The sequence below is a fragment of the Peribacillus sp. GL_122 genome (genome assembly GCF_057835005.1).
Genome location: NZ_CM174415.1, coordinates 3,190,844 through 3,213,687 on the forward strand (window position 1 = coordinate 3,190,844; position 22,844 = coordinate 3,213,687).

General features: G+C 42.0%; 23 protein-coding genes. 2 read left to right on the forward strand and 21 right to left on the reverse strand.

What is annotated here, in order from left to right:
- The first annotated feature begins 156 nt into the window (after positions 1–156).
- On the forward strand, positions 157–1,026 hold the full coding sequence (locus AC3ISB_RS15310; RefSeq protein WP_489273665.1) for a helix-turn-helix domain-containing protein: 870 nt from the start codon (positions 157–159) through the stop codon (positions 1,024–1,026).
- Between the two features lie 96 nt (positions 1,027–1,122).
- On the opposite strand, the gene AC3ISB_RS15315 is transcribed toward AC3ISB_RS15310, so the two are convergent.
- The 8 genes from AC3ISB_RS15315 to AC3ISB_RS15350 all read right to left on the reverse strand — a co-directional run bounded on the left by AC3ISB_RS15315 (position 1,123) and on the right by AC3ISB_RS15350 (position 9,286).
- Positions 1,123–2,364, reverse strand: a complete 1,242-nt coding sequence (locus AC3ISB_RS15315; protein WP_489273666.1) for an MFS transporter — start codon at positions 2,362–2,364, stop codon at positions 1,123–1,125.
- A 157-nt stretch (positions 2,365–2,521) separates the two neighbouring features.
- Positions 2,522–3,523 carry a LacI family DNA-binding transcriptional regulator gene (locus AC3ISB_RS15320; protein ID WP_377411998.1) on the reverse strand — a complete coding sequence of 334 codons (1,002 nt, stop codon included), beginning with the start codon at positions 3,521–3,523 and terminating at the stop codon, positions 2,522–2,524.
- 185 nt (positions 3,524–3,708) lie between these two features.
- Positions 3,709–4,545: an SDR family oxidoreductase gene (locus AC3ISB_RS15325; protein ID WP_098369488.1), complete on the reverse strand. Its 837-nt coding sequence runs from the start codon at positions 4,543–4,545 to the stop codon at positions 3,709–3,711.
- Entirely contained in the window at positions 4,542–5,618 is a 1,077-nt protein-coding gene (uxuA, locus tag AC3ISB_RS15330) for a mannonate dehydratase (RefSeq protein WP_098369487.1), read from the reverse strand. The genes AC3ISB_RS15325 and uxuA overlap by 4 nt, the downstream gene beginning before the upstream one ends.
- Positions 5,619–5,630: 12 nt before the next feature.
- Complete coding sequence (locus AC3ISB_RS15335; protein ID WP_141994819.1) at positions 5,631–6,251, reverse strand: bifunctional 2-keto-4-hydroxyglutarate aldolase/2-keto-3-deoxy-6-phosphogluconate aldolase; 621 nt, start codon at positions 6,249–6,251, stop codon at positions 5,631–5,633.
- Between the two features lie 13 nt (positions 6,252–6,264).
- A complete protein-coding gene (locus tag AC3ISB_RS15340; RefSeq protein WP_141994818.1) occupies positions 6,265–7,284 on the reverse strand; it encodes a zinc-binding alcohol dehydrogenase family protein in 1,020 nt (339 codons plus the stop codon).
- Positions 7,285–7,292: 8 nt separating this feature from the next.
- The gene (allD, locus tag AC3ISB_RS15345) at positions 7,293–8,303 is read right to left on the reverse strand and encodes an ureidoglycolate dehydrogenase (RefSeq protein WP_489273667.1); all 1,011 of its coding nucleotides are present in this window, start codon (positions 8,301–8,303) and stop codon (positions 7,293–7,295) included.
- A 26-nt stretch (positions 8,304–8,329) separates the two neighbouring features.
- Complete coding sequence (locus tag AC3ISB_RS15350; RefSeq protein WP_141994816.1) at positions 8,330–9,286, reverse strand: sugar kinase; 957 nt, start codon at positions 9,284–9,286, stop codon at positions 8,330–8,332.
- Between the two features lie 394 nt (positions 9,287–9,680).
- Between AC3ISB_RS15350 and AC3ISB_RS15355 the strand changes: the two genes are divergently transcribed.
- The gene (locus tag AC3ISB_RS15355; protein ID WP_098369482.1) at positions 9,681–10,598 is read left to right on the forward strand and encodes a DMT family transporter; all 918 of its coding nucleotides are present in this window, start codon (positions 9,681–9,683) and stop codon (positions 10,596–10,598) included.
- 386 nt (positions 10,599–10,984) lie between these two features.
- On the opposite strand, the gene AC3ISB_RS15360 is transcribed toward AC3ISB_RS15355, so the two are convergent.
- From AC3ISB_RS15360 to gucD, 13 genes are all read right to left on the reverse strand, one after another.
- The gene (locus tag AC3ISB_RS15360; RefSeq protein ID WP_141994814.1) at positions 10,985–11,623 is read right to left on the reverse strand and encodes an urease accessory protein UreH; all 639 of its coding nucleotides are present in this window, start codon (positions 11,621–11,623) and stop codon (positions 10,985–10,987) included.
- Positions 11,620–12,096 carry a nickel pincer cofactor biosynthesis protein LarC2 gene (gene larC2, locus AC3ISB_RS15365; RefSeq protein WP_489273668.1) on the reverse strand — a complete coding sequence of 159 codons (477 nt, stop codon included), beginning with the start codon at positions 12,094–12,096 and terminating at the stop codon, positions 11,620–11,622. The genes AC3ISB_RS15360 and larC2 overlap by 4 nt, the downstream gene beginning before the upstream one ends.
- Positions 12,093–12,989 (reverse strand): nickel pincer cofactor biosynthesis protein LarC, encoded by an 897-nt coding sequence (gene larC, locus AC3ISB_RS15370; protein ID WP_489276944.1) that lies wholly within the window; start codon positions 12,987–12,989, stop codon positions 12,093–12,095. Before larC ends, larC2 begins: the two co-directional genes overlap by 4 nt.
- Positions 12,970–13,740, reverse strand: coding sequence for a nickel pincer cofactor biosynthesis protein LarB (gene larB, locus AC3ISB_RS15375; protein ID WP_098369480.1), 771 nt, complete (start codon positions 13,738–13,740; stop codon positions 12,970–12,972). Before larB ends, larC begins: the two co-directional genes overlap by 20 nt.
- Entirely contained in the window at positions 13,737–14,552 is an 816-nt protein-coding gene (gene larE / locus AC3ISB_RS15380) for an ATP-dependent sacrificial sulfur transferase LarE (RefSeq protein WP_430100145.1), read from the reverse strand. Before larE ends, larB begins: the two co-directional genes overlap by 4 nt.
- 181 nt (positions 14,553–14,733) lie before the next feature.
- Complete coding sequence (locus AC3ISB_RS15385; protein WP_098369478.1) at positions 14,734–15,366, reverse strand: bifunctional 4-hydroxy-2-oxoglutarate aldolase/2-dehydro-3-deoxy-phosphogluconate aldolase; 633 nt, start codon at positions 15,364–15,366, stop codon at positions 14,734–14,736.
- A 13-nt stretch (positions 15,367–15,379) separates the two neighbouring features.
- Positions 15,380–16,336 (reverse strand): sugar kinase, encoded by a 957-nt coding sequence (locus tag AC3ISB_RS15390; RefSeq protein ID WP_144527778.1) that lies wholly within the window; start codon positions 16,334–16,336, stop codon positions 15,380–15,382.
- Between the two features lie 21 nt (positions 16,337–16,357).
- A complete protein-coding gene (locus tag AC3ISB_RS15395) occupies positions 16,358–17,221 on the reverse strand; it encodes a fumarylacetoacetate hydrolase family protein (RefSeq protein ID WP_144527779.1) in 864 nt (287 codons plus the stop codon).
- Between the two features lie 15 nt (positions 17,222–17,236).
- Positions 17,237–18,196, reverse strand: a complete 960-nt coding sequence (locus AC3ISB_RS15400) for a C-terminal binding protein (RefSeq protein ID WP_098369475.1) — start codon at positions 18,194–18,196, stop codon at positions 17,237–17,239.
- A gap of 67 nt (positions 18,197–18,263) precedes the next feature.
- Complete coding sequence (locus AC3ISB_RS15405) at positions 18,264–19,211, reverse strand: U32 family peptidase (RefSeq protein ID WP_144552206.1); 948 nt, start codon at positions 19,209–19,211, stop codon at positions 18,264–18,266.
- The gene (locus AC3ISB_RS15410) at positions 19,208–20,119 is read right to left on the reverse strand and encodes a dihydrodipicolinate synthase family protein (protein ID WP_098369636.1); all 912 of its coding nucleotides are present in this window, start codon (positions 20,117–20,119) and stop codon (positions 19,208–19,210) included. Before AC3ISB_RS15410 ends, AC3ISB_RS15405 begins: the two co-directional genes overlap by 4 nt.
- Before the next feature lie 17 nt (positions 20,120–20,136).
- Positions 20,137–21,285 carry a galactonate dehydratase gene (gene dgoD / locus AC3ISB_RS15415; protein WP_489273669.1) on the reverse strand — a complete coding sequence of 383 codons (1,149 nt, stop codon included), beginning with the start codon at positions 21,283–21,285 and terminating at the stop codon, positions 20,137–20,139.
- Between the two features lie 68 nt (positions 21,286–21,353).
- Complete coding sequence (gene gucD / locus AC3ISB_RS15420; protein ID WP_098369634.1) at positions 21,354–22,823, reverse strand: alpha-ketoglutaric semialdehyde dehydrogenase GucD; 1,470 nt, start codon at positions 22,821–22,823, stop codon at positions 21,354–21,356.
- Positions 22,824–22,844 lie beyond the last annotated feature (21 nt).

Here is a 22,844-nt window from a genome sequence, read left to right on the forward strand (position 1 = left end):
CGTCAATCCATTCCGAAAGCCCTTTCATTTTTCGCTTGAACTTTTTTAATTTTTAAATCTATTTTAATTTTAACATCAATTTTCGAAATATAAATTGCATATTTTGTTATAAATATACTCATTCTTGTTGTATTATACTTTCAGGAGATGAACGAAATGAAAAAAATTCATAATGCATTAAATCATGATTTACTCTTCCCATTTTCTTTTGTCTATCAGGATACGAAAAGTCCCCAGAATGAATTGTCCGATCATATGCATGACTATTATGAAATTGTTTATGTTTATAACGGTAAGGGGACCTTTTTTATCGGTGATGTGTTTTATGATATGCAGCAAGGGGATGTATTCCTGATCCCTAATAATACAATTCATAGGGCTTTACCCAATAAGGACGACCCTGTTACCTCCACCATTATCTTTTTCAGTCCCACATTGATATATAAAGATATGGTTGATGATTCTTTTTCATATTTACATTTGTTTGACCTGACAAAAAAGAGTAAGAATTATAAAATATCATTGCCGAAAAATAAACAAGTAAAGATGGAGGAACAGCTACAACTCATCCTGCAAGAAACCACTAGCCAATCAATGGGCTCGAGGCATGCTTGTTTGCTGACCGTTCATCAAATCATACTTGATTTATACCGTACCCGGATAAATGGCAAAGAAGATATACCAGAGGGCAATAGCTATAGTTCAGAATGGATCAAAGATATTTTAATTTATATTAATGAACATATCGATGAAGCATTGACTTTGACGACACTTGCACAAAAAGCTTTGGTCAGTCCCGCTCATTTCAGCAGAGTTTTTAAGGAAACGACCGGAATTGGCTTAATAGTATATTTAAATACGAAAAGAATCATCAAGGCAAAGGAACTTTTGCTGGAAACGAATCACACCATTGCCCATATTGCTGAGATGTGTGGTTTTGAAAGCATGCCCCAATTTTTTCGCACCTTTAAAAAATACAATAAAAAAACACCTGCAACATTTCGAAAAGAATATCGGATGCGCTAAGCATGCCTAGTAAACATGAAAAATATTAATTCATGAAAAATGGAAGTGTCTTCCCTTGATATTTTCTTTGGGAGACACTTCCATTCTAACAATCTATTACGCAGGCTTTACTATCGGTCTTACAAAACGGATGACTGCAAGCGATGCAACGATGGCCAATCCTCCTGCAAGCAAGAATGCAACTGTGTATGTGCCTGAGGTATCGACAATATATCCTGTTAACGTCGGTCCGATGATACCTGCTGTATTTGCCAAGAAATGCATAAAACCTCCAACAGATCCAACATTACCAGGGTCGACAACATCGTTGACGATTGCCCAGTAAATGGCACCAGTCAAATATAGGAAGAAGACGGAAAGTGCGACAAGCGTTACCGCACTGACCGTTGTGGATACCAGTCCGGCAAAGCCGATACATACCGCCGATAAGAATAAACATGTTACAAGCACGAGCTTACGTGAGAATAAAACACCTTTTTGAGCGAATTTTTTAGAGAAGAAATCCGAAACGAATCCACCCAAAGCAAGTCCGATGAATCCAAAAATCCATGGAATCACAGTAATGATGCTCATATTTTCTACACTTAGGCCGCGTGCATCCACCAAATAGCTTGGGAACCAAGTTAAGAAAAAGAAGAGAATATAGTTGTAAGAAAAAAAGGCTAGAGCTGTAAATAAAACAGTTTTTTGTTTTAAATAAAAGGTGAATTTCAACTTTCCTTCCGATGTTGCGGCTACATAAGATTTACCAGTATGTTTCTGTTCTTTTGACTCTGCTGGTTTTTCTTTAACGAACTTCCACCAGCAAATCGCCCATATAAGGCCAATCACCATTATGGCAATGAAAGAAACTCTCCATCCATAAGAGATGGCAATAAATCCAACAATCGGACCTGCTATGGCGCCACCAAGCGGCGTCCCACTATTCGTCAAACCAACGACAGATGCCCGTTGATTCGCTGGGAACCAGTTATTCACCATCTTATTGATGGTTGCAGAAAGAGGGCCTTCGCCCATTCCAAACAAGATGCGGATGACTATCATACTGGCAAAACCGACAGCAAGTACAAGTGCACCACTGAATAAAGACCAAACGATCATCGCCACGAAAAGCGTAAGCTTTGCACCCCATTTATCGGACGCCATTCCTCCAAGAAAATTAAATATGGCATAACCAACTGAAAAGCTACTAAAAATAATCCCCATCTGTGTTGCTGTTAAGGATAAATCATCTTGGATGAACGGAGCTGCAATGGACAGTGCAGATCGGTCCAGATAATTTATTACACCTGCCAAGAACAAGAAAACGATAACCATCCCTCTACCATTTGAAAACATAAAATACCCCCCTATACGTTTCAATAAATGCAGCAGCATTTTTGGAAACGTTTCCATTTAATAACCAAGAGTAAAGCCTATATGACCTTTAACTAAATCGGTTTAGAATTCCCGTAAAAAAGCGCTTTCTTTTTCACAGGAATTCTTACATCGGGTTCTAGCAAGAATTCCTTGAAAGCAAAGTCGGTTTCAAGCGATGCACGCTTGTATCCTCTATTCCTGTTTTATTGATTTGACTAAGCAATAACTCTGCTGCCAAGTTGGCCATTTCAATGGCTGGCTGATTAACCGTTGTGATGGTCGGTGTATAGAAACTGGCATAGGGCACATCATCGATCCCTATGACCGCTATGTCATCAGGTATATTGATTTCGTGCTGTTTCATATAACGCAACACTTCATTAAGTACGATATCATTTCCTGCCAAAATGGCTTGAGGCGGCTTTTCCAATTCGAAAAATTCTGAAAGTGCAACCGGAATTTCATCTGCGTTCACTGTTTTAATATATTCAGAATTAAATGGTATCCCATGTGTCGCGAGTGAATCCTTGTACCCTTGGATCCGTTCGATACGAGGACTAATATCGCGTATTATTGAGGTGGTTATGATTGCAATGGTTTCATAACCCTTTTCAATAAACCTGTCGATCGCTAACTTGGAAGCAAGGTGATTATCGAGCATGACTGTTGCAATATCCAATTCTTCGATCGTCCTATCCATGAAAACAATCGGGAAATGATCACTCTTCATACGTTGATATAAATCAAGATTGTCCCCTGTGGGGAATATGATGATCCCATCAACTTGTTTAGCTCTTAGCATTTCAATATAATTCTTTTCCTTCTCAGGATTGTCATCTGCATTGCATACGATAATATGGAACCCTTGTTCATAAAAGTAGTTTTCTATAGCTCTAATAACCTGAGTTGAAAACGTGTGAAGAATATTGGCAACCACCACCCCAACGGTAAAAGTGGATTTTTGTTTTAAACTGCGTGCTATTATATTAGGCTGATAGTTTAACTCTTCTATAGTTTCTTCAATCTTTTTCCTGGTTTTTTCACTCATATATTCGTAACGTTTGTTCAAGTATTGGGAAACTGTGCTTTTTGATACTTTCGCGTGATTGGCAACATCAGTAATTGTAATGGTTTTCAATTCATTCATTCCTGTCGTGTGGTTTCAATTCTCTATTACCAAAATGGCTTAGATATATAAGGAATATTCTATTATAATAAGGAAAGCTTTACAATCACCTTCTGATGCAGTAAAAAAGTCAATTTCCCATACCGTGGAACTAATTTAATCACGGTCACTTGTTTGCCTTTTTATTGGCCCCGAATTCAGACACCTGAGTATGCCATGAAGCCCCCATCGACTGGTACCGTAATTCCTGTGACAAAGCCCGAATAGGATTCATCAACTAGCCAAAGCAAGGTACCAAGTAAATCTTCAGGCTGCCCAAAGCGCTTCATGGGTGTTGAAGTAATTATTTTATTAGATCTTGCCGTCAGGCTGCCATCTTCATTAAGCAGAAGATTCCGATTTTGCTTCGTCAAAAAGAATCCTGGAGCAATGGCATTCACCCGTAAACCTTCTTCGGCAAAATGAACAGCCATCCACATGGTAAAATTATTTATCGAAGCTTTGGCAGCACTATATGCTGGTACTTTAGTCATTGGAGCGTAGGCGCTCATGGAAGATACATTTACGATAACAGGTGCTTCCACTTGCAATAACTCTTTCCCAAAAACCTGACTGGCCAAAAATGTACCGGTGAAATTACTGGCAAAAACCTGGGAGAAACCATTTTCATCCAAATCAAAAAAGGATTTTCCTTCTGCTTCTTCCCCATATTTCTCTGGAGCTGTAATGGCATCAGGGTGATTGCCTCCCGCACCATTTATTAATAGATCCACTCTTCCGAACGATTCTATTATTTTCCCTTTTGCATTTTCCAATGAGGTTCTATCCAAAACGTCTGCCGCTATGGAAATCGCAGTCCCCCCAGTTTGTTCAATGAGTTCGACCACTTCTTGCCCTTTTTCCGCCGTTCTGTTCAATATAGCTATCTTGACACCATGACGGGCCAATTCCACCGCCATTTTGGAACATAAAACACCGCTGCCTCCAGTGATCACTGCCACCCTGTTCGATAAGTTTTCATGAATGGGAATCATGATTTTTCACCTAATTTAGTAGCTTCATATGCATCCCATAATCCGAGCAAATACATGATTCCCAATGCTCGGTCATATAAACCGTAACCTGGGCGGCAAACTTCACCCCATATATGGCGGCCATGATCCGGTCTGACATAACCAGTATAATTTTGCTTATTCAATTCTTCCACGACGCCCTGTATATTGATCGATCCATCCTGGGTATGATGGGATGTTTCCACAAAGTCACCGTTTTCATAAATCTTCACATTGCGTATATGGGAGAAAGGCGAACGGTTTGCATACTTTTTAGCCACCTGAACCATATCATTTTCAGGGTTTGCCCCCATCGATCCTGTACACAAGGTAAATGCATTCGATGGTGAATCCGAAATCGAAATCAATTTTTCATAGCTCGACTCTCCGGTGATGATTCTTGGCAAGCCAAAAATGGACCATGGTGGATCATCCGGGTGTATTGCCATTTTTATACCGCAAGCCTCGGCAACAGGTAATATTTCTTTTAGGAATATTTCAAGATTTGCCCATAGCTGCTCTTCGTCCACAGTTTTGTAAGCTTCGAATAATTCAGAGATTCTATCCATCTTTTCTGGTTCCCAACCTGGTAAAGTCAAATCTGAAGCTTCCGTTACAGTACGAATTAAATCTTGCGGCTCTAACGTATCCACTTTCGCTTTTTCATAAAACAGGGCAGTTGAGCCATCTTCCAAAGGATGGAACATTTCCGTCCGAGTCCAATCAAAGATCGGCATGAAGTTATAACAAATGACTTTCACTCCAGCTTCCGAAAGATTCCGGATCGTCTCTTTGTATTTCTCTATATATATCATGCGGTCTTCATTACCCAATTTAATCGATTCATGGACATTTACACTTTCTACGACATCCGTGTGAAAACCAAATGATTGGATATACTCAATTTCTTCTTGAATTTCTTCCTTTTCCCATACCTCACCAACAGGTTTTTGGTGAAGTGCCCAGACAATCCCTTTCACTCCAGGAATCTGTTTAATGTGCTCCAATGTAACGGTATCATTGTCTTTCCCGTACCATCTAAATGTAATGTTCATCATGCACCTCCATTATTCCGCAATTTTTTGCATGTATTTTCGGCTTAATTCCACTGCGGCTTCATAGCCGCCATTTTGATAGGCTTTGTTCAAGTCACTGCCGATCCCGATTGCTACCGCGCCTGCATTCAGCCAGTCCTTCATGTTATCCAAATTAATTCCGCCGGTTGGCATGATCCTTACATTGGGGAGTGGACCATTAACCGACTTAATGAAAGAAGGTTCAAAATGGTTTGCCGGAAATAACTTCAAAACATCACAACCTGCTTCCAATGATGTAGCCATTTCTCTAATGGTCATGCATCCAGGCATATAGGGAATGCCGTATCGATTACAAAGTTCTGCTACGCCATTGACAAAATAGGGGCTGACGATAAAATTGGCGCCAGCTAAAATCGCATGCCGAGCCGTTTCAGAATCAAGTACAGAGCCTGCTCCTAATAGTGCATCCGTATTTTTCATTTCTTTGAAAGCTTCTTCAATTCCCGGTGTTGTATAAGTCAATTCGATTGCCTGAATACCGCCTTCCACAGCTGCTTTAGAAAGTTGTGCCGCCTCCTTTGCATCCTGTCCCCGGATAACAGCTACAACTTTCGTTTCCGTTATTCGATGTATGATTGAATGTTTATCCATAACTCCTACCCCCTTAATTAAAAACGATGATCGCTTTTCGAACTTGTTCGGGATGATTTTCAACAAAATTAAATGCTTCCTGGATATCATCGAGCGAAAATGTATGGGTAACTAAACCTTCATGTCTGAGTTTTCCTTCATTTAAAAGTTTTACCACTTTCGGGAACTGATCGGTTTGCAATCTGGACCCTTTCACCGATACTTCCTTTTTTGTGATTGGTAGCTGGGAAACCGATGAAGGACGTTCATCAAAACCGAGTACGACAATCCGCCCCGCCGTTGACACGACATCGAAGGACAATTCGAATGTCATCGGCAAGCATACTGCATCAATGACGACGTTCGCCCCTTCGCCATTCGTCCATTCTTCCACTCGTTTTTGAACATCTTCTTTTCCAGCATGGACGGTGATATCGGCGCCGCTTTCTTTAGCGAATTCCAAACGCTCATCACTTAAATCCGTGATCATCACTGATGCTCCTTGAAGCTTTGCCATCTTTAATATGCAAATTCCAATAGGCCCGGCCCCCTGGATAAGCACTGTTTCCCCTTCCTCCACTTCGCCTCTCCAAACGGCCTGTGCGCCGATTGTGTATGGCTCAGCCAATACTATTTCTTCCCAAGCTAAAGCGGGATCCACAACATGTAATTGTTTCTCCGGAAGGACGAACCATTCCCTCATCCCACCATCTTCATGCACCCCAAAAACGGAAAGTTTTTCACAAACATTTTGGCGGCCTTTACGGCAGGCGTAACACTCCCCGCAATAACTGATGGGCTCAATAACAACGTGGTCCCCCACTTTTATGCCCGTGACACCTTGACCTATCTCCACAACTTCTCCCGCTACTTCATGCCCAACGACTCGCGGCAGTGTAGCAAGAGGATTCGTACCATGATAAATATGCATATCCGATCCACAAATCCCGACTCTTTTTACTTTCACAAGGACATCCGTCGAGTTTGAAATCCGAGGTTTTTCCACTTCTTGAATGATAAGTTCATGAGCTTTCCGTACTTGAACCGCTTTCATTTCCCCACCTACTTTGTAAGAAATTCATAAACACTTGATGCTATCGTAATCCCTTGTTTCAGGTTTTTTTCTTCATTGATTTGTTCAATCTCACCCGGTACATATACGCGATCGAACCCTGGAGCAGGTTCAACCTGTTGCAGCTCTTCGATCATTTGATCCATTTGCTCTAAAAATATTTCAGTATCCGTAAAGAACGAAGGATTAATCACACAAAAATAATGTCCCAGCTTCCGTTTCTTATCAAGGTCGTCATACATTTTCCCAATGTGAGGGCCAAATGCCGCACCGGCCAATAATCCAGAAAACACATCCACAATTACGGATAGGCCATAGCCTTTAGGGCCTCCGAAAGTGGAAAGGGAAACGACTTTCTTCGGGTCTGTCACATTAGCTCCATTTTCATCCACTCCCCATCCTTCAGGGATTTCCTTTCCTTCTTCGCGTGCCTGGAGGATTTTCCCCAGCGCAACATTGGATGTTGCCATATCAAGAATAAAGGGTTTCTTCGTTTTGGCAGGAACTCCGTAAGCGATTGGGTTGGTACCAAGAAATGATGTTTTTCCTCCGAATGGGACCACAATTTTATCGGTATGTGACATCGCGATGCCAATCAACTTTGCATCAGCGGCTTTTTGAACGAAATAGCTTAGTGCCCCGCAATGGCTGCTATTAAAAACTGTCACCATTCCCACGCCATTATCTCTAGCCATTTCGATTGCATGGTCCATGGCCACGTCGCTAATCACATGCCCAAACCCATCATCTCCATCAACTACACCGGTAACTGGCCCTGTCTTTTGGAAGGAAATCTGGGCATCGGGATTTATGCCTCCTGCCTGTAAACGGTTCACATAATGCTCTGTTCGCAAAACACCATGGGAATTGACGTTTCTGAGATCGGCATGAACCAATACTTCCGCGATTTTCCCGGCATTTTCTTCATTTAAACCCTCTTTGGTCAGCTGTTGAATGACTAATCGTTTTGCTTCCTCGGCTTGTATCGTTACTGTTGCCATTTTCTCCCCTCATTTCTTTCTGTCATCTATCTTTCTATAACAGCCTCATTCTGTATGAAAGGCATTACTTCATCCAAATACGGTAACCCTTCATTGTCCCCTGCAACAGTGGTGACAAGAGCTCCTACACCATTTGCGAATGTCAATCTTTCATCAATAGATAAACCATGAAGATATCCGTAAATATAACCGGCATCATAACCATCTCCCGCACCAACAGTATCAACAGGTATAACTGGGAATGCTTCTTTTTCATGCCATTCACTTTCGGTATATAGTTTTGAACCATGTTTCCCGTCCTTAATGACAAGCTGATCAATGTCATTCACCTTTGCGAATTCCGCCAAAGATTCTTTAGAGTCCGTTCCGATGATCAATCTTATTTCATCCAAACCTGTAAGCAAAATATCAACATATGGAAAAATATCATAATAAACTGATCTTGCTTCCTCGATGGACCATAGCTTTAAGCGGATATTCGGATCAAAAGAAACAGGTATATTTTTTTGTTTTGCAATATCCATGACCCTCTTGGCAATATCCACATTTTTGGGATCTATAGCCAAAAACACTCCAGTAAGGTGGACTATATCAATCTCTTCAAACATCTTCTCTGTTATATCTCCCGGGTTTAAAGTTAAAATGGGAGATTGATAGCGGTAATAAAATGTCTTTCCGGAACCATCTTCCCGGATTTCTTTAAAGTTAAGAGATGTTGGATATCCATTTACATAGGCAACATCACTCATGTCCACGCCTTCCCCGCGAGCGAAATTATATATAACTTTACCGAACTCATCCTTGCCTAAGCGGCTTATCCACTTTGCCCGCATGCCAAGCCTTGCACAGCCAATCGCAAAATTCAGTTCAGCGCCTCCTACTTTTCGCTCAAAACGGTTTACGAATCTTAAAGGTCCTGTCTCTTCCGGATTTAGCGTAATCATGGCGTCGCCAAGCGTTAAAACACCATATTTTGATGACAATACAGTACCTCCTTCTTTCGAACAATCACAAATAAAAACAAAAAACATTTGATCATATCATTTTCATTAACTAAATCGATTTAGTTAAATACTAAACCGGTTTGGTAAATCATAAGGAAATTGTAAATGAAAACCCTACCAAAAACAATAGAAAAGTTTGATAATTTATAATTTTATTTTTATTTGGTATATTTCATATTATTTTCCATCCAAATTTATGGTAAAAAACCACATTACGGTAAAATGGAAGGACTTATTTCTTCCCTCTTTTATAATGATTAAGAGTTTCTGATTTTTCATCCAAGAGCTTTCTATCAAATTTACTCTTTGCTATTAATTTGGAGAAAGTTGTATAATATATCAATTGTTAAATAAGTTTGAAAGGTTGTTTGGAATGAGTCTTTTGAAAATATACATCTTACTTACCGGAATAATGATTACATGGGGGTTAAATGTCTCGGTTATTAAAATTTTAGTTGCGAATACACAGCCCGTAACAATAACCTCTTTGAGAATTTTTACTGCTTCTCTTATAGTCATTCTTATCCTTTTCTTTTTTGGACTAATACGCCTTCCTAAAAAGAGTGAACTTTTTTACGTTTTTGGAGGAGCACTTTTGAGTGTCGTTTTTCATCATTATTTTTTAGCTGAGGGATTGACGAAGACTTCTGCATCGAATGCTGGACTGATTTTGGGCATGGGGCCAATTTTGACTGTCATCTTGACCATGATATTCTTTCGTAAAAAGCCCACTTTAATCAGGCTTTTTGGCTTTATATGCGGTGCCATGGGTGTGAGTTTTACCGTTATGGCAGGAAGTGGAGGACTTCATTCTATTAATCTGGGGGATGTGGATATTTTACTTTCCATACTTTCACAGGCATTAAGTTTCATACTTATCAATAAAGCCTCAAAAACAATGGATCCACGATTACTAACCGGCTACATGATGCTGATCGGGTCTTTTATTCTTTTTGCCATCAGCTTATGGAAGGAACCAGAGGGCTTATCTTCACTGACAACTGCACCACCCTCCATCTGGGGAGCTTTCATTTTCTCCGCCATTTTTGCTACTGCCCTCGGGCACATGAGCTATAATTATGCCATTGGGAAGGTAGGCGCAGCCGAATCATCCATATTTCTTAACTTAAACACCTTATTCTCTTTGTTAGGGGCAGCTTTTTTCCTTAATGAAGCCATTGTGCCTGCACATTTCATTGGACTTATCTTCATTGTTTCGGGGGTATTGCTTGGCTCCGGTGCAATTGAAATATGGATTCTTCAAAGGAAAAATAAACGTATATCTGCCTAGCGGCAACGGCAGCCCCTAGATTCAGTAACTTTCTTCGTACCAGAATAAGAGACCCTATGACACTACCATCCCAATGGCATAGCAGTGTCATAGGGTCTTATTATATGTTGTCCACCCTCTCCTCCATCTACAGATGATTATAAGCCCTTGAAACATACTTGCAGAATAATAATTGGAGATTCATAACCGTTACAATATACCCCTAAATTCACATGGACATGTCCATTGAAGTGTGCCCATTATGACAAGCTTTTTTATCAGCTATGGCCCTTTTCTTTCTGAGAAACCTCCTTGAAGACTTATTGTTTGTTGAATTAATAAATATAAAAGAGACTGTCTACGGAGATTACAGACAGCCTGAGATTCCAGTCATGCTTAAAAATAAATCAATTAGCCCAGATTGCAAACAAGCCTTCTGTTACACCCAATTTGTATATATAATAAAGTCCGAATGCAAAACTTAAAGCTCCCGCCATTTTGATGAAGATTCGGTTCAAAACGATGTCCTTTCCATTCAAAGCAAACGGTATGCCTAGTAAAGTTGTAAAGCACAGCATGCCAATAATCGTCCCTGCGCCAAATATAATGATATAGATGGATCCTTCACCTATACCGGTTACGGTCGACATCGTTAGAATGACCATTGCAGCACTGCCCGCGAGACCATGGACGAACCCAATTAAAGCGGACACCAAAAAAGGACGAAATCTATCTTTGTCGTTCGTGATATCAGGGCGAGCTTTAAATAAACTTTTCGCCCCTAGCATAACAAGCATGATACCAACACCGAATTCCAGCGACATGCTTAACGACTCTGGAATTTCCCCTTTCATCCAAATGAATAGCATACCTATAAGAAACAGCGTACATGTATGCCCTATTCCCCAATACACCCCCGTTAGAGTGGACCGTGATAATTTTTTCGTTTTTCCTGCCGTGGTTGCTACTGCAATAACATGATCCGGCTCTAACGAATGCTTTATCCCCAATAGGAATCCTAATGTAAGAATCGATACCAAGCTCATTTCTCTACCACCTCCCCGAGACACTTCCATACTTCTTCATACACCCTTTTAAGAGGTATATTGTTCTGAACGGCAATTTTACGGCAATCTTCATATTCAGGTGCCTGCTGTATGGGTTGGCCCTCATAGTACCCTTTCTTTATCGTCACTTGCCCCCATTGTGTGTCTACATGTAAAAAAGATCGTTCGAGCCTGTGCACGGTAAGAGGATAGTAGCGTATACCGAGAGTCGTTGTTTCAGCAAATAATATCTTCTTGATTTTCGAAATCTCCTGCTGTGAACAGAGAAGTTGCAATAACACCCCCGGTCGATTTTTTTTCATGAAGATTGGAGTATAAAATACATCATTTGCTCCTGATTCAAACAACAAATCCATTACATGACCAAGCCATTCACCGGAAATATCATCTAGATTCACTTCCATTTTTACCATTTGTCCATCAAGATGCTCATGATCAGGTGGGCGCTTCATTGGATGTCCCCTATAATAATGCGAAGGACGTTCGGATGATTTTCAAATGTTTTTGTCCCCGCACCATAGCCAATCGATTCGACAGTCATGGCTGGAAGCGTGCCAAATTTTCCAGCTAAAACCGCAGCGATGGCAGCACCGGTCGGTGTTGCTAATTCAGAACGAATAACGTTTGAGGCAATCGGTACCCCCTTTAATATTTCAAGTGTGGCAGGTGCAGGAACCGGGTATACACCGTGATCAATATGTATATGTCCAGATCCCGTTGGAATGGCTGATGACTGAACTGATTCAATACCTAGCTGATCGATTAAAATTGCAGCCCCGATTATATCTATTATTGAATCTACAGCTCCTACCTCATGAAAGTGAACTTTATCAAGCGGAAGCCCGTGTATGTGCCCTTCCGCTTCACCAATCTTCTTAAATATGGCGAGTGACATGTTTGTTACCGATTCATTAAGGTTTGCCTCATTGATAGCTTCTACAATTTGTTTGTAGGTGCGGCTACCATGATGATTGTGAGGTGCATGGCTATGGTTGGGTTCGGTTTCATGACTGTGGTTGTGTTCATGTCCATGACTGTGGCTGTGGCTGTGTTCATGTCCATGACTATGGCTGTGTTCATGTCCATGACTGTGGCTGTGTTCATGTCCATGACTGTGGCTGTGTTCATGTGGTTGCTCTGATTTACTGGTAAGAATGACATCAAATTTAGTACTCGTAATGCCATTTTTGACGACTTTCCCCCATGACAGACTATATTCTTCATCTATATTCAGCTTTTTTAACTCTTCTTCCATTTGTAAAGGGTCTGCACCTGCATCAATCAATGCACCAATAACCATATCTCCGCTTATGCCGGAAAAGCAGTCAAAATATAATGTCCTCATCATCATTGATCTCCTTTTTATGTACAAGTTTGTATATAATCGCTGCATTGTAGGCTGCACCAAATCCATTATCGATGTTCACCACACTTACACCCGATGCGCATGAATTAAGCATTGATAAAAGTGCCGATAAACCGTTAAGATTGGCACCGTAACCGATACTTGTCGGAACAGCAATAATTGGATTCGTGACAAGGCCTCCTAACACACTTGGGAGTGCCCCTTCCATCCCCGCTACACAAACTGATACGGTAGCCCCTCGTATCTCGTCTATATTATCAAGGAGGCGGTGCAGCCCAGCAACACCAACATCGTATATACGCCTGACTGGAACACCTAGTGTTTCGGCCGTCACGGCAGCTTCTTCAGCAACGGACAAATCTGATGTACCGGCGCACACAATTGCAATATATGAACCAACGGATTTAGGTTTTTCTTTAACCCAAGCAAGTGTCCGTGCCATATCGTTATACTCAAATTCACTGCATTCTTTTTGTACAAATACTGCTTTTTCCCGAGAAATTCGAGTCACAAGCACAGAATCATTCCTTGTCCGCAGTGATTGTACAATCGTTAAAATTTGCTCAGCTGTTTTACCTTCTCCAAACACAATTTCGGGAAAGCCTTGTCTCCTTTTACGATGATGATCAATTTTTACAAACCCTAAATTTTCATATGATGCAAGTTTTTCCTTTGCTTCAGCTGCTGTCAATGAACCATTTTGAACCTGCTCTAAAATATCATCAATCATAACTTTTCTTCCTTTTTAAGTGCTATATTCATACTTCCACTTGTATAGCCCGTGAGATCCATTGATACATACTTATAACCAAATTGCTTCAGTCGTTTCGTGATCGCCACATGGTATTGGAGCACTCGCGGCATATCAACGGGTTCAACTTCAATTCGGGCAGTATCCTCATGCGTCCTGACTCTTACCTGATGAATATCCAATGATTTTAAGTAAGCTTCTGATTTATCCACTTTCGTCAATTTTTCCTTCGTAATGATATCGCCATATGCAATGCGTGAAGATAGGCAAGCGAATGATGGTTTATCCCAGGTTGGCAAACCGGCTTGCTTGGACAATTCTCTTATTTCTTCTTTGAATAAACCGGCTTCTAGAAGAGGTCCCCTGATTCCTTTTTCTTTAGCTGCTTTCATGCCTGGACGAAATTCGTTAGCATCATCAGCGATGACTCCATAAATTATATTATTAAATTCATATTCTTCAAGAATAGGAAGCAGGTGGTCAAATAAACTACTTTTACAAAAGTAACAGCGATTCTGATTATTTTCTGAATATCCAGGAATGGCCAACTCCGAAGTCTGAATGACTCGATGGTTGGCACCAATCCATTTTGATAGCATAATGGCTTCTTTCAACTCACTCGACGGATAGGTTTCCGAATCTGCTGTAATGGCTAACACATTATCATAACCCAAAGTATCAATAGCAACATTTAGCAAAAAAGTGCTGTCCACCCCTCCTGAAAAAGCGACCACCACCGACTCCATTTTTTGGAGAATCCCCTGCAGATTTCTATACTTTTCTTGTAACATAGCACTTTTCCCCTTTCTATTTGTCTGAATTTATCTACTGTCCACCAGAAATAAAACCCTTGATGGACTACTAAAAGATTGAAAGAGATACATCAAATTGGTTAGAAGGAGGAAATAAACACATTCATACTTTCATTCCCAGCGCCTATTGGACTGAAATTCATATAAGCGACGGATTGCTTTAGCTTTTTTGTACGATAGCTGAAAATTTTTTTGCCGTTTCTGTCAGCCTGGTATAATCTTCACCCGTAATCAATTTCGTAGGATTGATCAATGAACCACCAAGTCCCGCCGCGATGGCCCCTGCCTTAAAAAAAGATGCAAGGTTGTCAAGGTTGACACCGCCAGTTGGCATAAGGGGAATGTGAGGAAGCGGTCCTTTAAGATTTTTAAAGTAGCTAACACCCAGTGCATCTGCCGGGAAAACTTTGATAATGTCAGCTCCATGCTCATAAGCAGTCAATATTTCGGTTGGTGTGAGCGCACCAGGAATACTAATAACGCCATAGCGCTTCGCCATTTTAATCGTTTTGACATTGACGGTTGGAGAAAAGATGAATTCCGCCCCTGCCATGATGACCGCACGGGCCGTTTCAGGATCCAATACTGTACCGGCACCCGCTATGATATCATCACCGAACTCCTCTTTCACTCTTTCAATTAAATGGCACACTTTGGGAGTTTCCACTGTTATTTCTAGCGTTCGGATGCCGCCCTCTTTCAGGGCCCGGGCAATTGGTATAATTTGATCTGGGCGTGCACCGCGAATGACGGCGACCAGCTTCCCATGTTTAAGCTCTTCAAGTTTAGTCATTTTTTCCACCTTTCTACCTCGTCACATCATCAGTGCCGCCACTCATGAACAAAGCGAGGTCGGCACGGACCGGCAAACCCTCAACATCGCCATTTACCATCGTTGCCATTGCTCCCATGGCATTTCCACGCCTTGCAGCTTCATCTAGCGGCAGTCCATCAAGCAGGCCGGAAAGTACACCGGATGCAAAAGCATCACCAGCACCGATGGGATCCACGACCCGTTCCACAAAGAATCCAGGAACGTATGTTTTCGGTACAGTCGGGGCTGAAATTAAAGAGCCCTCTTTGCCCAATTTAAGTAAAACTGTTTCGACACCGAGTTCATGAAAATGATCGACAAATAACTCCGGAGTATGGGAGCCGAATAAAAATTCGGCTTCGGCCACCCCGGGCATGACGATATCACTTTTCGAGGCGTACTTTGTTATGATGTGACGTGCTTCATTTTCATCCGACCATATTTTCAAGCGAATATTCGGATCGAAGACGATTTTTGTTCCGTTTTCTTTAGCAATGCGGATCGCTTTATCCAAGAGCGACTGACACGAATTCCCTAGTGCAGGGGTAATTCCGGTAATATGGAGATAAGCTGCGTCTTGGATGGCAAGATCAGTTAGTAATTCCGCTGTCATTTTGCTAGCTGCCGAATCTTTCCTGTAATAATAAACTCTAGTATCATTCAGCCGTCTGAATTCTTTAAAAAAGACTCCGGTAGGCGCATCTGGGTCTCTTGTTACATAAGAGACATCAACGCCTTCTCCGCGAATGAACGATTGCATGGCATCGCCAAATTCATCCTCGCCGAGACGGCTAATCCAGCGTGACCTATGACCGAGTCGGCTTAACCCGATCGCGACATTGGATTCCGCACCGCCAAACTTCATTGAAAAAGAACGGGCGTGGCGAAGTGGACCTTCTTCATTCGGGGTAAACACTGTCATTGTTTCTCCGATGGTTACAACATCCATATCATCACCTACTTTCTCTTGTCATGCTATTACGTGATTAGAAAGCGTACCGATTTTCTCAATACTGACGTTCATCCGGTCACCTTTTTTCAACCAGGTTTTCGGATTCCTTCCCATTCCAACGCCTGGTGGCGTGCCAGTTGCAATCAAATCACCTGGCATTAGTGTCATGGACTGTGATAAAAATGATATGATTTTCGGAACCGTAAAAATTAGGTTGCTTGTATTTGAATCCTGCATAATTTCACCGTTTAATTCAAGCGAAATCGCTAGATTGTGGGGGTCACCCACTTCATCTTGTGTCACGATAACAGGACCAAATGGAGCAAATGTGTCCGCCGTTTTGCCTCTCGACCACTGGCCATCCTGAAATTGCAAGTCTCGGGCGCTAATATCATTCATGATTGTATAGCCAAAGATGTAGTCATTCGCTTCTTCTTCTGATACATGTTTCGCTTCTCTTCCAATGACAAATGCAAGCTCTGCTTCAAAGTCGACCGCGGTTGAATTAATTGGAATTTCAATCGCATCATTATGACCGGCAATGGCATTTGAATATTTTGAAAAAATGACCGGTGATTCAGGAGGCTCCATCCCCGTTTCCTTGCAATGATCAAAATAGTTAAGTCCTACGCAAATGATTTTATCCGGCTTTGCGATTGGCGGGAGGATTTTTACTTCTGACAGATTGAATATTGCATCGTCATTAACCCGTTGCTCAATTAACTGTTCAGCACGTGTTCTTAACTCGCTGCTTCGTTCTATGAATTTTTTCATGCAAGCTGGAAATTCTTCTGGACCGAGAGCCGTTAAACTAATAATTTGATCATTTTTAACAAGACCGATGTGTTGTTCGGTTTGTACGGAAAAAGTCGCTATTTTCATATTTTTTCCCCTTTCCTAAGTCAAAGCGTATGGTGTTATTTCTCCGTTTAGCACCTGAACGATATTTCTCGCTGCCTTTTGACGAAGTTCAACCATTGCTTCCTCTGAATACCAGGCGCTGTGAGGCGTAATGATGACATTGTCCATTGTGAGCAGCGGGCTATCGGTGCTGACCGGCTCATTCTCTGTCACATCAAGTGCTGCACCTGCAATTACTCCTTTTTCAAGTGCATCAGAAAGTGCTTTTTCATCGATTATCGGTCCACGTGCCGTGTTAATGATAACCGCATTTCTCTTCATTTGTTTAAGGCGCTCCTCATTAATCAGATGGTATGTATCATCAATTAAGGGCACATGGATCGACAAATAATCGGCTTCTGCTATAATTTCGTCGAGTTCCATTTTTTGAACCCCAACCGCATCCATGTCGGACGCCGATACGAAAGGATCGTAAGCAGCAGTTTTAAAGCCGAGCGGTTTCACCTTTTCAATGAAACGGCGCGGAATCCGGCCAAAGCCTAGAACCCCAACAGTTTGCTCGTTAAAGCGATGAATCGGGACACACACTTTAAAGTCCCAGTTACCTTTTTTCACTTCCTTGTTTAACAGTGTCACTTTCCGCGCCGAAGAAAGTAAAAGTGCCAATGCATGATTCGATACTTCTTCCATGCCATAATCCGGTACATTGGCGACAGTAATCCCCTTTTCCTTAGCCGCATTGAGATCAATTGTATTGACGCCAACACCGTAACGGGAAATGATTTTCGTGTTTTCAAGCGAATCAATAACTCGGCGTGAGATAGGAGCATATTGATTTAAAATTGCATCCACTTCTTTTGCCTGCTCCATTACTTCTTCTTCAGTTTTGCATTGCGCTTTGATGAATTCGATTTCAAGACCGCTTTCTTGAAAAATCTCTTCTTCATATTTCAAATGTTCAAATTCGTAATCCGTTAATAATATTTTAAAGGACATTTGTGCCCAACTCCTTTTTAGTAACAAATACGTGAATATCAGAGGGGATCCCTCACGTTAATATCATCTATTTCGCTGCTGCCTTTTCAATTTTCGCAATTCCGAGTCCTTTTGCACCGAGTTTCGATGTTTTTGCTTCTGGATAGTATCGTTCGATCATTTGAATACCAATTGCGGCACGGCGTACACGTTCCTTTGTAAGTGAGATGTTCGTACTTTCCCATTGTTTCCCTGAGGGGTATACATCTGGGTGATTACGAAGGCCGAATTTGATGTAAACAGGCGCCAACACACGGATTATTTCCGGTATTTCATAATAGCGAAGAAAGCCTCCGAAGGTATCCGGAACTTCAACGTATAAATCAATTGGAATGTCTATTGATTGTCGGATCGCTGCAAGTTTAGACAGCGTTAATGCAGGTGGCACGTTGTAGGTATCCGCACCGATGTCTTCCATTAATTTGACGGATACTGGATTGGCTGACCCCATTTGAACCGATACTTTAACAACAAAGTCTTCCGGAAGCTGTCCGTATTTTTTCATTTCTTTCGTTAAAAGAAGGAGTCCTTCATCCGCAACTAACGCACCGCGAAGACCTAGTGCAGCCCCTCTTTTCAGGTCTTCCATGGCATAAACAAGCTGATCGGAGCCCTCATGGCGGATTCCCTGAGATTTGCCTCCTGGCGTAAGCGGTCCCGCACTGACATCCCATGAACCCCTGGGACCGACAAACAAACTCAGTTCCATGCCTCGCTCTGCTGTCATTTTACACATTTCTATAATTTCTTCATCCGTTTGAAGCATGATACCGCTGCCTTGAGATATTCGGTGAATAGTCAAGCCGAGTCGGTCAATTTCTTTCAATGTTTCTTTTAGTGCTATTGGACCTTCTACGCTTGGGAGTTCAATGCGGTATTGAGCACCGTCTGGAAATGTTTTCGTTGATGTAGGAAGGTCTTTAAGATCAGTTGATGGGTAGCCTAATTGTTCGAGCAAGTCTCGTGATTCTTTCATTTTTGGACGCCTTCTTTCATATTTATATTTTTTAAAAGAGCAGCTACTTTGTCGCTCAAATCAGCAGGGTATACGTCGCAGGGTGCACGGTGTCCAGCCGCAACATCAAACCAGCGCTGATGAACTGCTTCTTTCATGGCAGTAAAAAATGTCGGACCGTAATTGTACACATCCATCAGTTTTGAAATCACTTGATGCTTTTTCTGTGCTTCAGCAAGGTCACCTTTATGATACGATTGATATAAATCAACGGAAATTTCCGGTGCAAAGACAGCGCTTCCATTAATGCTTCCCGCTGCACCAATCATTTGAGCCGGAAGCAAGTGTTCGTCAAAAGCAGAGAAGACGCGGAAATCACTGCGAACTTTCTTCACTTCCGCCAGCACTTGACGAAGGTGCCCGAAATCACTGACCGTCTCTTTAATTCCAGCAATGTTTGAATGATCTTCAGCTAATTTTTTAATCAATTCGATTGATAAATTTTGACCTGTCAGGAGCGGTATATTATAAATGAAAACTTGCAGATTAGTATGATTCGCTACACTGGAAAAATGTCGGTATAATTGCTCGTCAGACAGCTTCCAGTAATATGGGTTGACTACGAGAACGCCGTTCGCTCCATGCTCTTCTGCATAAGAAGTCAGTTCTTGCACCTCTTTTAATGCGGTATGCCCCACCCCGACCATAACAGGCACTCGGTTGTTAATATGCTTTATCATTTCGCGTACATATAATTTTCTTTCTTCTGTTGTAAGCGATGAGAACTCACCTGAACTTCCCATCAATAAAATACCGTCTATATTCCGTGAGATTAATAGGTCGATATAGCTTCTGTTCAGCGCCATATCTAAGTTCCCCGTTTCATCAAATAAGGTGACTACCGGTGGAATGATGCCATGAAAGTCCATTGTTTTTCCTCCTTTTATTACCATTCAGCGATACTCCCGTCTTCATTACGCCAGATGGGGTTTTTCCAATCATGTCCGGTTTCTGCTGCCTGCTTCACTTTTTCCTCATCGATTTCCACACCAAGACCCGGTTTATCCGGAATGTTCACATAACCATTTTCATAGTCGAATAATTCTGGATTTTTCGTATAATCGAGAATGTCCATGCCTTCGTTGTAATGAATACCAAGGCTTTGCTCTTGAATAATGAAATTCGGTGTCGTTGCGTCCAAATGAATTGATGAAGCGAGAGTCATCGGACCGAGCGGGCAGTGCGGAGCGATCGCTACATCATAGGCTTCTGCCATCGCGGCAATTTTTTTTCCTTCTAAAATACCACCTGTGTGGGATAGATCCGGCTGAATAATATCCACATAGCCATCTTGAAGAAGCTGCTTAAAGCCCCAGCGTGTATACATCCTTTCACCCGTCGCAATCGGGCACGTAGTATGCCAGGCAATCTCACGAAGTGCTTCATTATTTTCCGGAAGCACCGGCTCTTCAATGAACATTGGATGGTACGGTTCAAGTTCTTTCACAATCGCCTTTGCCATCGTTTTATGAATCCTTCCATGAAAATCCACACCAATGCCAAAGTCTTTGCCAACCGCTTCCCTAATTGATGCAACGCGTTCGATGACCGCCTCTACTTTCGAAAAGCTATCAATGTAATTCATTTCTTCTGATGCGTTCATTTTGACAGCAAGGAAGCCCTCCTTCTGTTTTTCGATTGCAGCAGCAACGACATCCACTGGTCGATCTCCTCCGACCCATGAGTACACTTTAATTTTTTGGCGTGCTTTACCGCCGAGCATTTGGTATACAGGAATATTGAAGTATTTTCCTTTTATATCCCATAGTGCCTGCTCAATGCCAGAAATGGCACTCATTAAAATTGGCCCCCCACGGTAAAATCCACCTCGATAAAGTGTTTGCCAGATGTCTTCAATGTCGTTCGGATTTCTCCCAATCAAATAATCGGTCAATTCGTTAACTGCTGCTTTAACCGTTTCAGCACGGCCTTCCACGACAGGCTCTCCCCAGCCGGAAATGCCTTCATCCGTATCGATTTTTAAAAACAGCCAGCGGGGTGGAACTTTGTATAAAGAAATTTTTATGATTTTCATCAAGCACCTCGCATTGTTTTTTTGGAAGAAAGAGAGATTTTCAAACATGGAAACCTCTCTTACTCTTATTAAGAACCTTTAATAAAAACCGTTTTTATGGCTGTATAAAATTCTTTCGCCGCTTCACCTTGCTCTCGCGAACCCGTGCTCGATGCTTTCATGCCTCCGAATGGGGCTTGCAATTCCACGCCCGCACTTTCTGCGTTAATACGGACAAGCCCTGCTTCAATTTCATCGATGAATTCCAGAATCGAGCTAATATTTGATGTGAAGATTGAAGCACTCAATCCGTATTTCGTATTATTTGCCATGTCTATCGCTTCGACAAGATCGCTAGCTTTCATAAGCGCGATAACTGGTCCAAAAATTTCTGCCTGCGCTATCACCATATCCGTCGTCACATCTTCAAAAATCGCTGGTGTAATGAAAAAGCCCCTATCATAGTCACCGCCAGTTAATATCTCCCCGCCATGTATGAGTTTTGCACCCTCCTGCTTGCCTTTTTCAATGTACTCTTTCACCGTATTGAACTGGCTTTCGCTTGCACAGGGACCCATCCAAATTCCCTCTTGAAGGCCGTTGCCAACCGTTATTTCCGCTGCTGCTTCAACTAGTTTTTGTTTAAATACATCATAGACCGATGATTCAACAACCACACGGCTAGAAGCTGTGCATTTTTGGCCGGAGGAACGAAATCCACCGTTGATGACCGCCTCGACTGCCTGGTCGATGTTTGCATCTTTCGTCACGATGACTGGATTCTTGCCTCCCATTTCAAGCTGATATTTTATGCCGCGGGCGGAAGCTGATTTTGCGACGCTCTGACCGACACTTTCAGAACCGGTAAAGGTGATTGCATTTAAAAGCGGATGATCGATGAGCCCCTGGCCAATGATTGATCCTTTACCGGTAATAAAATTCACAACACCCTCTGGGAAGCCTGCTTTGGTAAAGCATTCCATGACTTTCGCTGCTGTAACGGCCCCTTCCGTAGCGGGTTTCCATACGATTGTATTGCCATATACAAGAGCTGGAGCCATTTTCCAGATGGGAATTGCAACCGGGAAGTTCCATGGTGTGATTATCCCGACAACACCAAGTGGGGAGCGTTTTGTAAACATTAGGGCATCTTTATCGGATGATGGTATAACATCGCCGTCTTTCCGCATCCCTTCACCAGCATAGTAACGGAGGATCGCAACACCTCGTGCCGTTTCCCCTTTTGCTTCAGGTAACGTTTTACCCATTTCGCGAGTCATGGTTTCGGCAATTTCATCTAGATTTTCTTCCAATATATTAGCCGTTTTGAAAAGGATTTGCCCACGTGCAGACTGCCCGAGCCTGCGCCAATCCCTCTTTGCCTTATGCGCAGAAGCTACAGCCTTGTTTAAGTCATCTCCGGTTGAGCTTTGAACGTAGCCAACCGGTTCTTTGTCCGCAGGATTAATGCTTTCGATTGTATTTCCAGAAGATGCATCCACCCACTCATTATTAATGAAATTTTTATATGTCTTCGTTGCAAATGTAGTTGATATCATAATCTTTAGCTCCTTTTTCGT

Excerpts from the sequence above, each read along its gene's own strand:
- AC3ISB_RS15335 (WP_141994819.1), bottom strand. The coding sequence starts at position 6,251 with ATGGATAAACATTCAATCATACATCGAATAACGGAAACGAAAGTTGTA.
- AC3ISB_RS15405 (WP_144552206.1), bottom strand. The coding sequence starts at position 19,211 with ATGAAAGAATCACGAGACTTGCTCGAACAATTAGGCTACCCATCAACT.
- AC3ISB_RS15340 (WP_141994818.1), bottom strand. The coding sequence starts at position 7,284 with ATGAAAGCGGTTCAAGTACGGAAAGCTCATGAACTTATCATTCAAGAA.
- AC3ISB_RS15310 (WP_489273665.1), top strand. The coding sequence starts at position 157 with ATGAAAAAAATTCATAATGCATTAAATCATGATTTACTCTTCCCATTT.
- AC3ISB_RS15385 (WP_098369478.1), bottom strand. The coding sequence starts at position 15,366 with ATGACTAAACTTGAAGAGCTTAAACATGGGAAGCTGGTCGCCGTCATT.
- gucD (WP_098369634.1), bottom strand. The coding sequence starts at position 22,823 with ATGATATCAACTACATTTGCAACGAAGACATATAAAAATTTCATTAAT.
- uxuA (WP_098369487.1), bottom strand. The coding sequence starts at position 5,618 with ATGAACATTACATTTAGATGGTACGGGAAAGACAATGATACCGTTACA.
- allD (WP_489273667.1), bottom strand. The coding sequence starts at position 8,303 with ATGGCAACAGTAACGATACAAGCCGAGGAAGCAAAACGATTAGTCATT.
- AC3ISB_RS15315 (WP_489273666.1), bottom strand. The coding sequence starts at position 2,364 with ATGTTTTCAAATGGTAGAGGGATGGTTATCGTTTTCTTGTTCTTGGCA.
- AC3ISB_RS15325 (WP_098369488.1), bottom strand. The coding sequence starts at position 4,545 with ATGATTCCCATTCATGAAAACTTATCGAACAGGGTGGCAGTGATCACT.
- larC (WP_489276944.1), bottom strand. The coding sequence starts at position 12,989 with ATGAGGACATTATATTTTGACTGCTTTTCCGGCATAAGCGGAGATATG.
- larE (WP_430100145.1), bottom strand. The coding sequence starts at position 14,552 with ATGTTACAAGAAAAGTATAGAAATCTGCAGGGGATTCTCCAAAAAATG.
- AC3ISB_RS15400 (WP_098369475.1), bottom strand. The coding sequence starts at position 18,196 with ATGTCCTTTAAAATATTATTAACGGATTACGAATTTGAACATTTGAAA.
- larB (WP_098369480.1), bottom strand. The coding sequence starts at position 13,740 with ATGATTGATGATATTTTAGAGCAGGTTCAAAATGGTTCATTGACAGCA.
- AC3ISB_RS15355 (WP_098369482.1), top strand. The coding sequence starts at position 9,681 with ATGAGTCTTTTGAAAATATACATCTTACTTACCGGAATAATGATTACA.
- AC3ISB_RS15390 (WP_144527778.1), bottom strand. The coding sequence starts at position 16,336 with ATGGATGTTGTAACCATCGGAGAAACAATGACAGTGTTTACCCCGAAT.
- dgoD (WP_489273669.1), bottom strand. The coding sequence starts at position 21,285 with ATGAAAATCATAAAAATTTCTTTATACAAAGTTCCACCCCGCTGGCTG.
- AC3ISB_RS15395 (WP_144527779.1), bottom strand. The coding sequence starts at position 17,221 with ATGAAAATAGCGACTTTTTCCGTACAAACCGAACAACACATCGGTCTT.
- AC3ISB_RS15360 (WP_141994814.1), bottom strand. The coding sequence starts at position 11,623 with ATGAGCTTGGTATCGATTCTTACATTAGGATTCCTATTGGGGATAAAG.
- AC3ISB_RS15410 (WP_098369636.1), bottom strand. The coding sequence starts at position 20,119 with ATGGACTTTCATGGCATCATTCCACCGGTAGTCACCTTATTTGATGAA.
- larC2 (WP_489273668.1), bottom strand. The coding sequence starts at position 12,096 with ATGAAGCGCCCACCTGATCATGAGCATCTTGATGGACAAATGGTAAAA.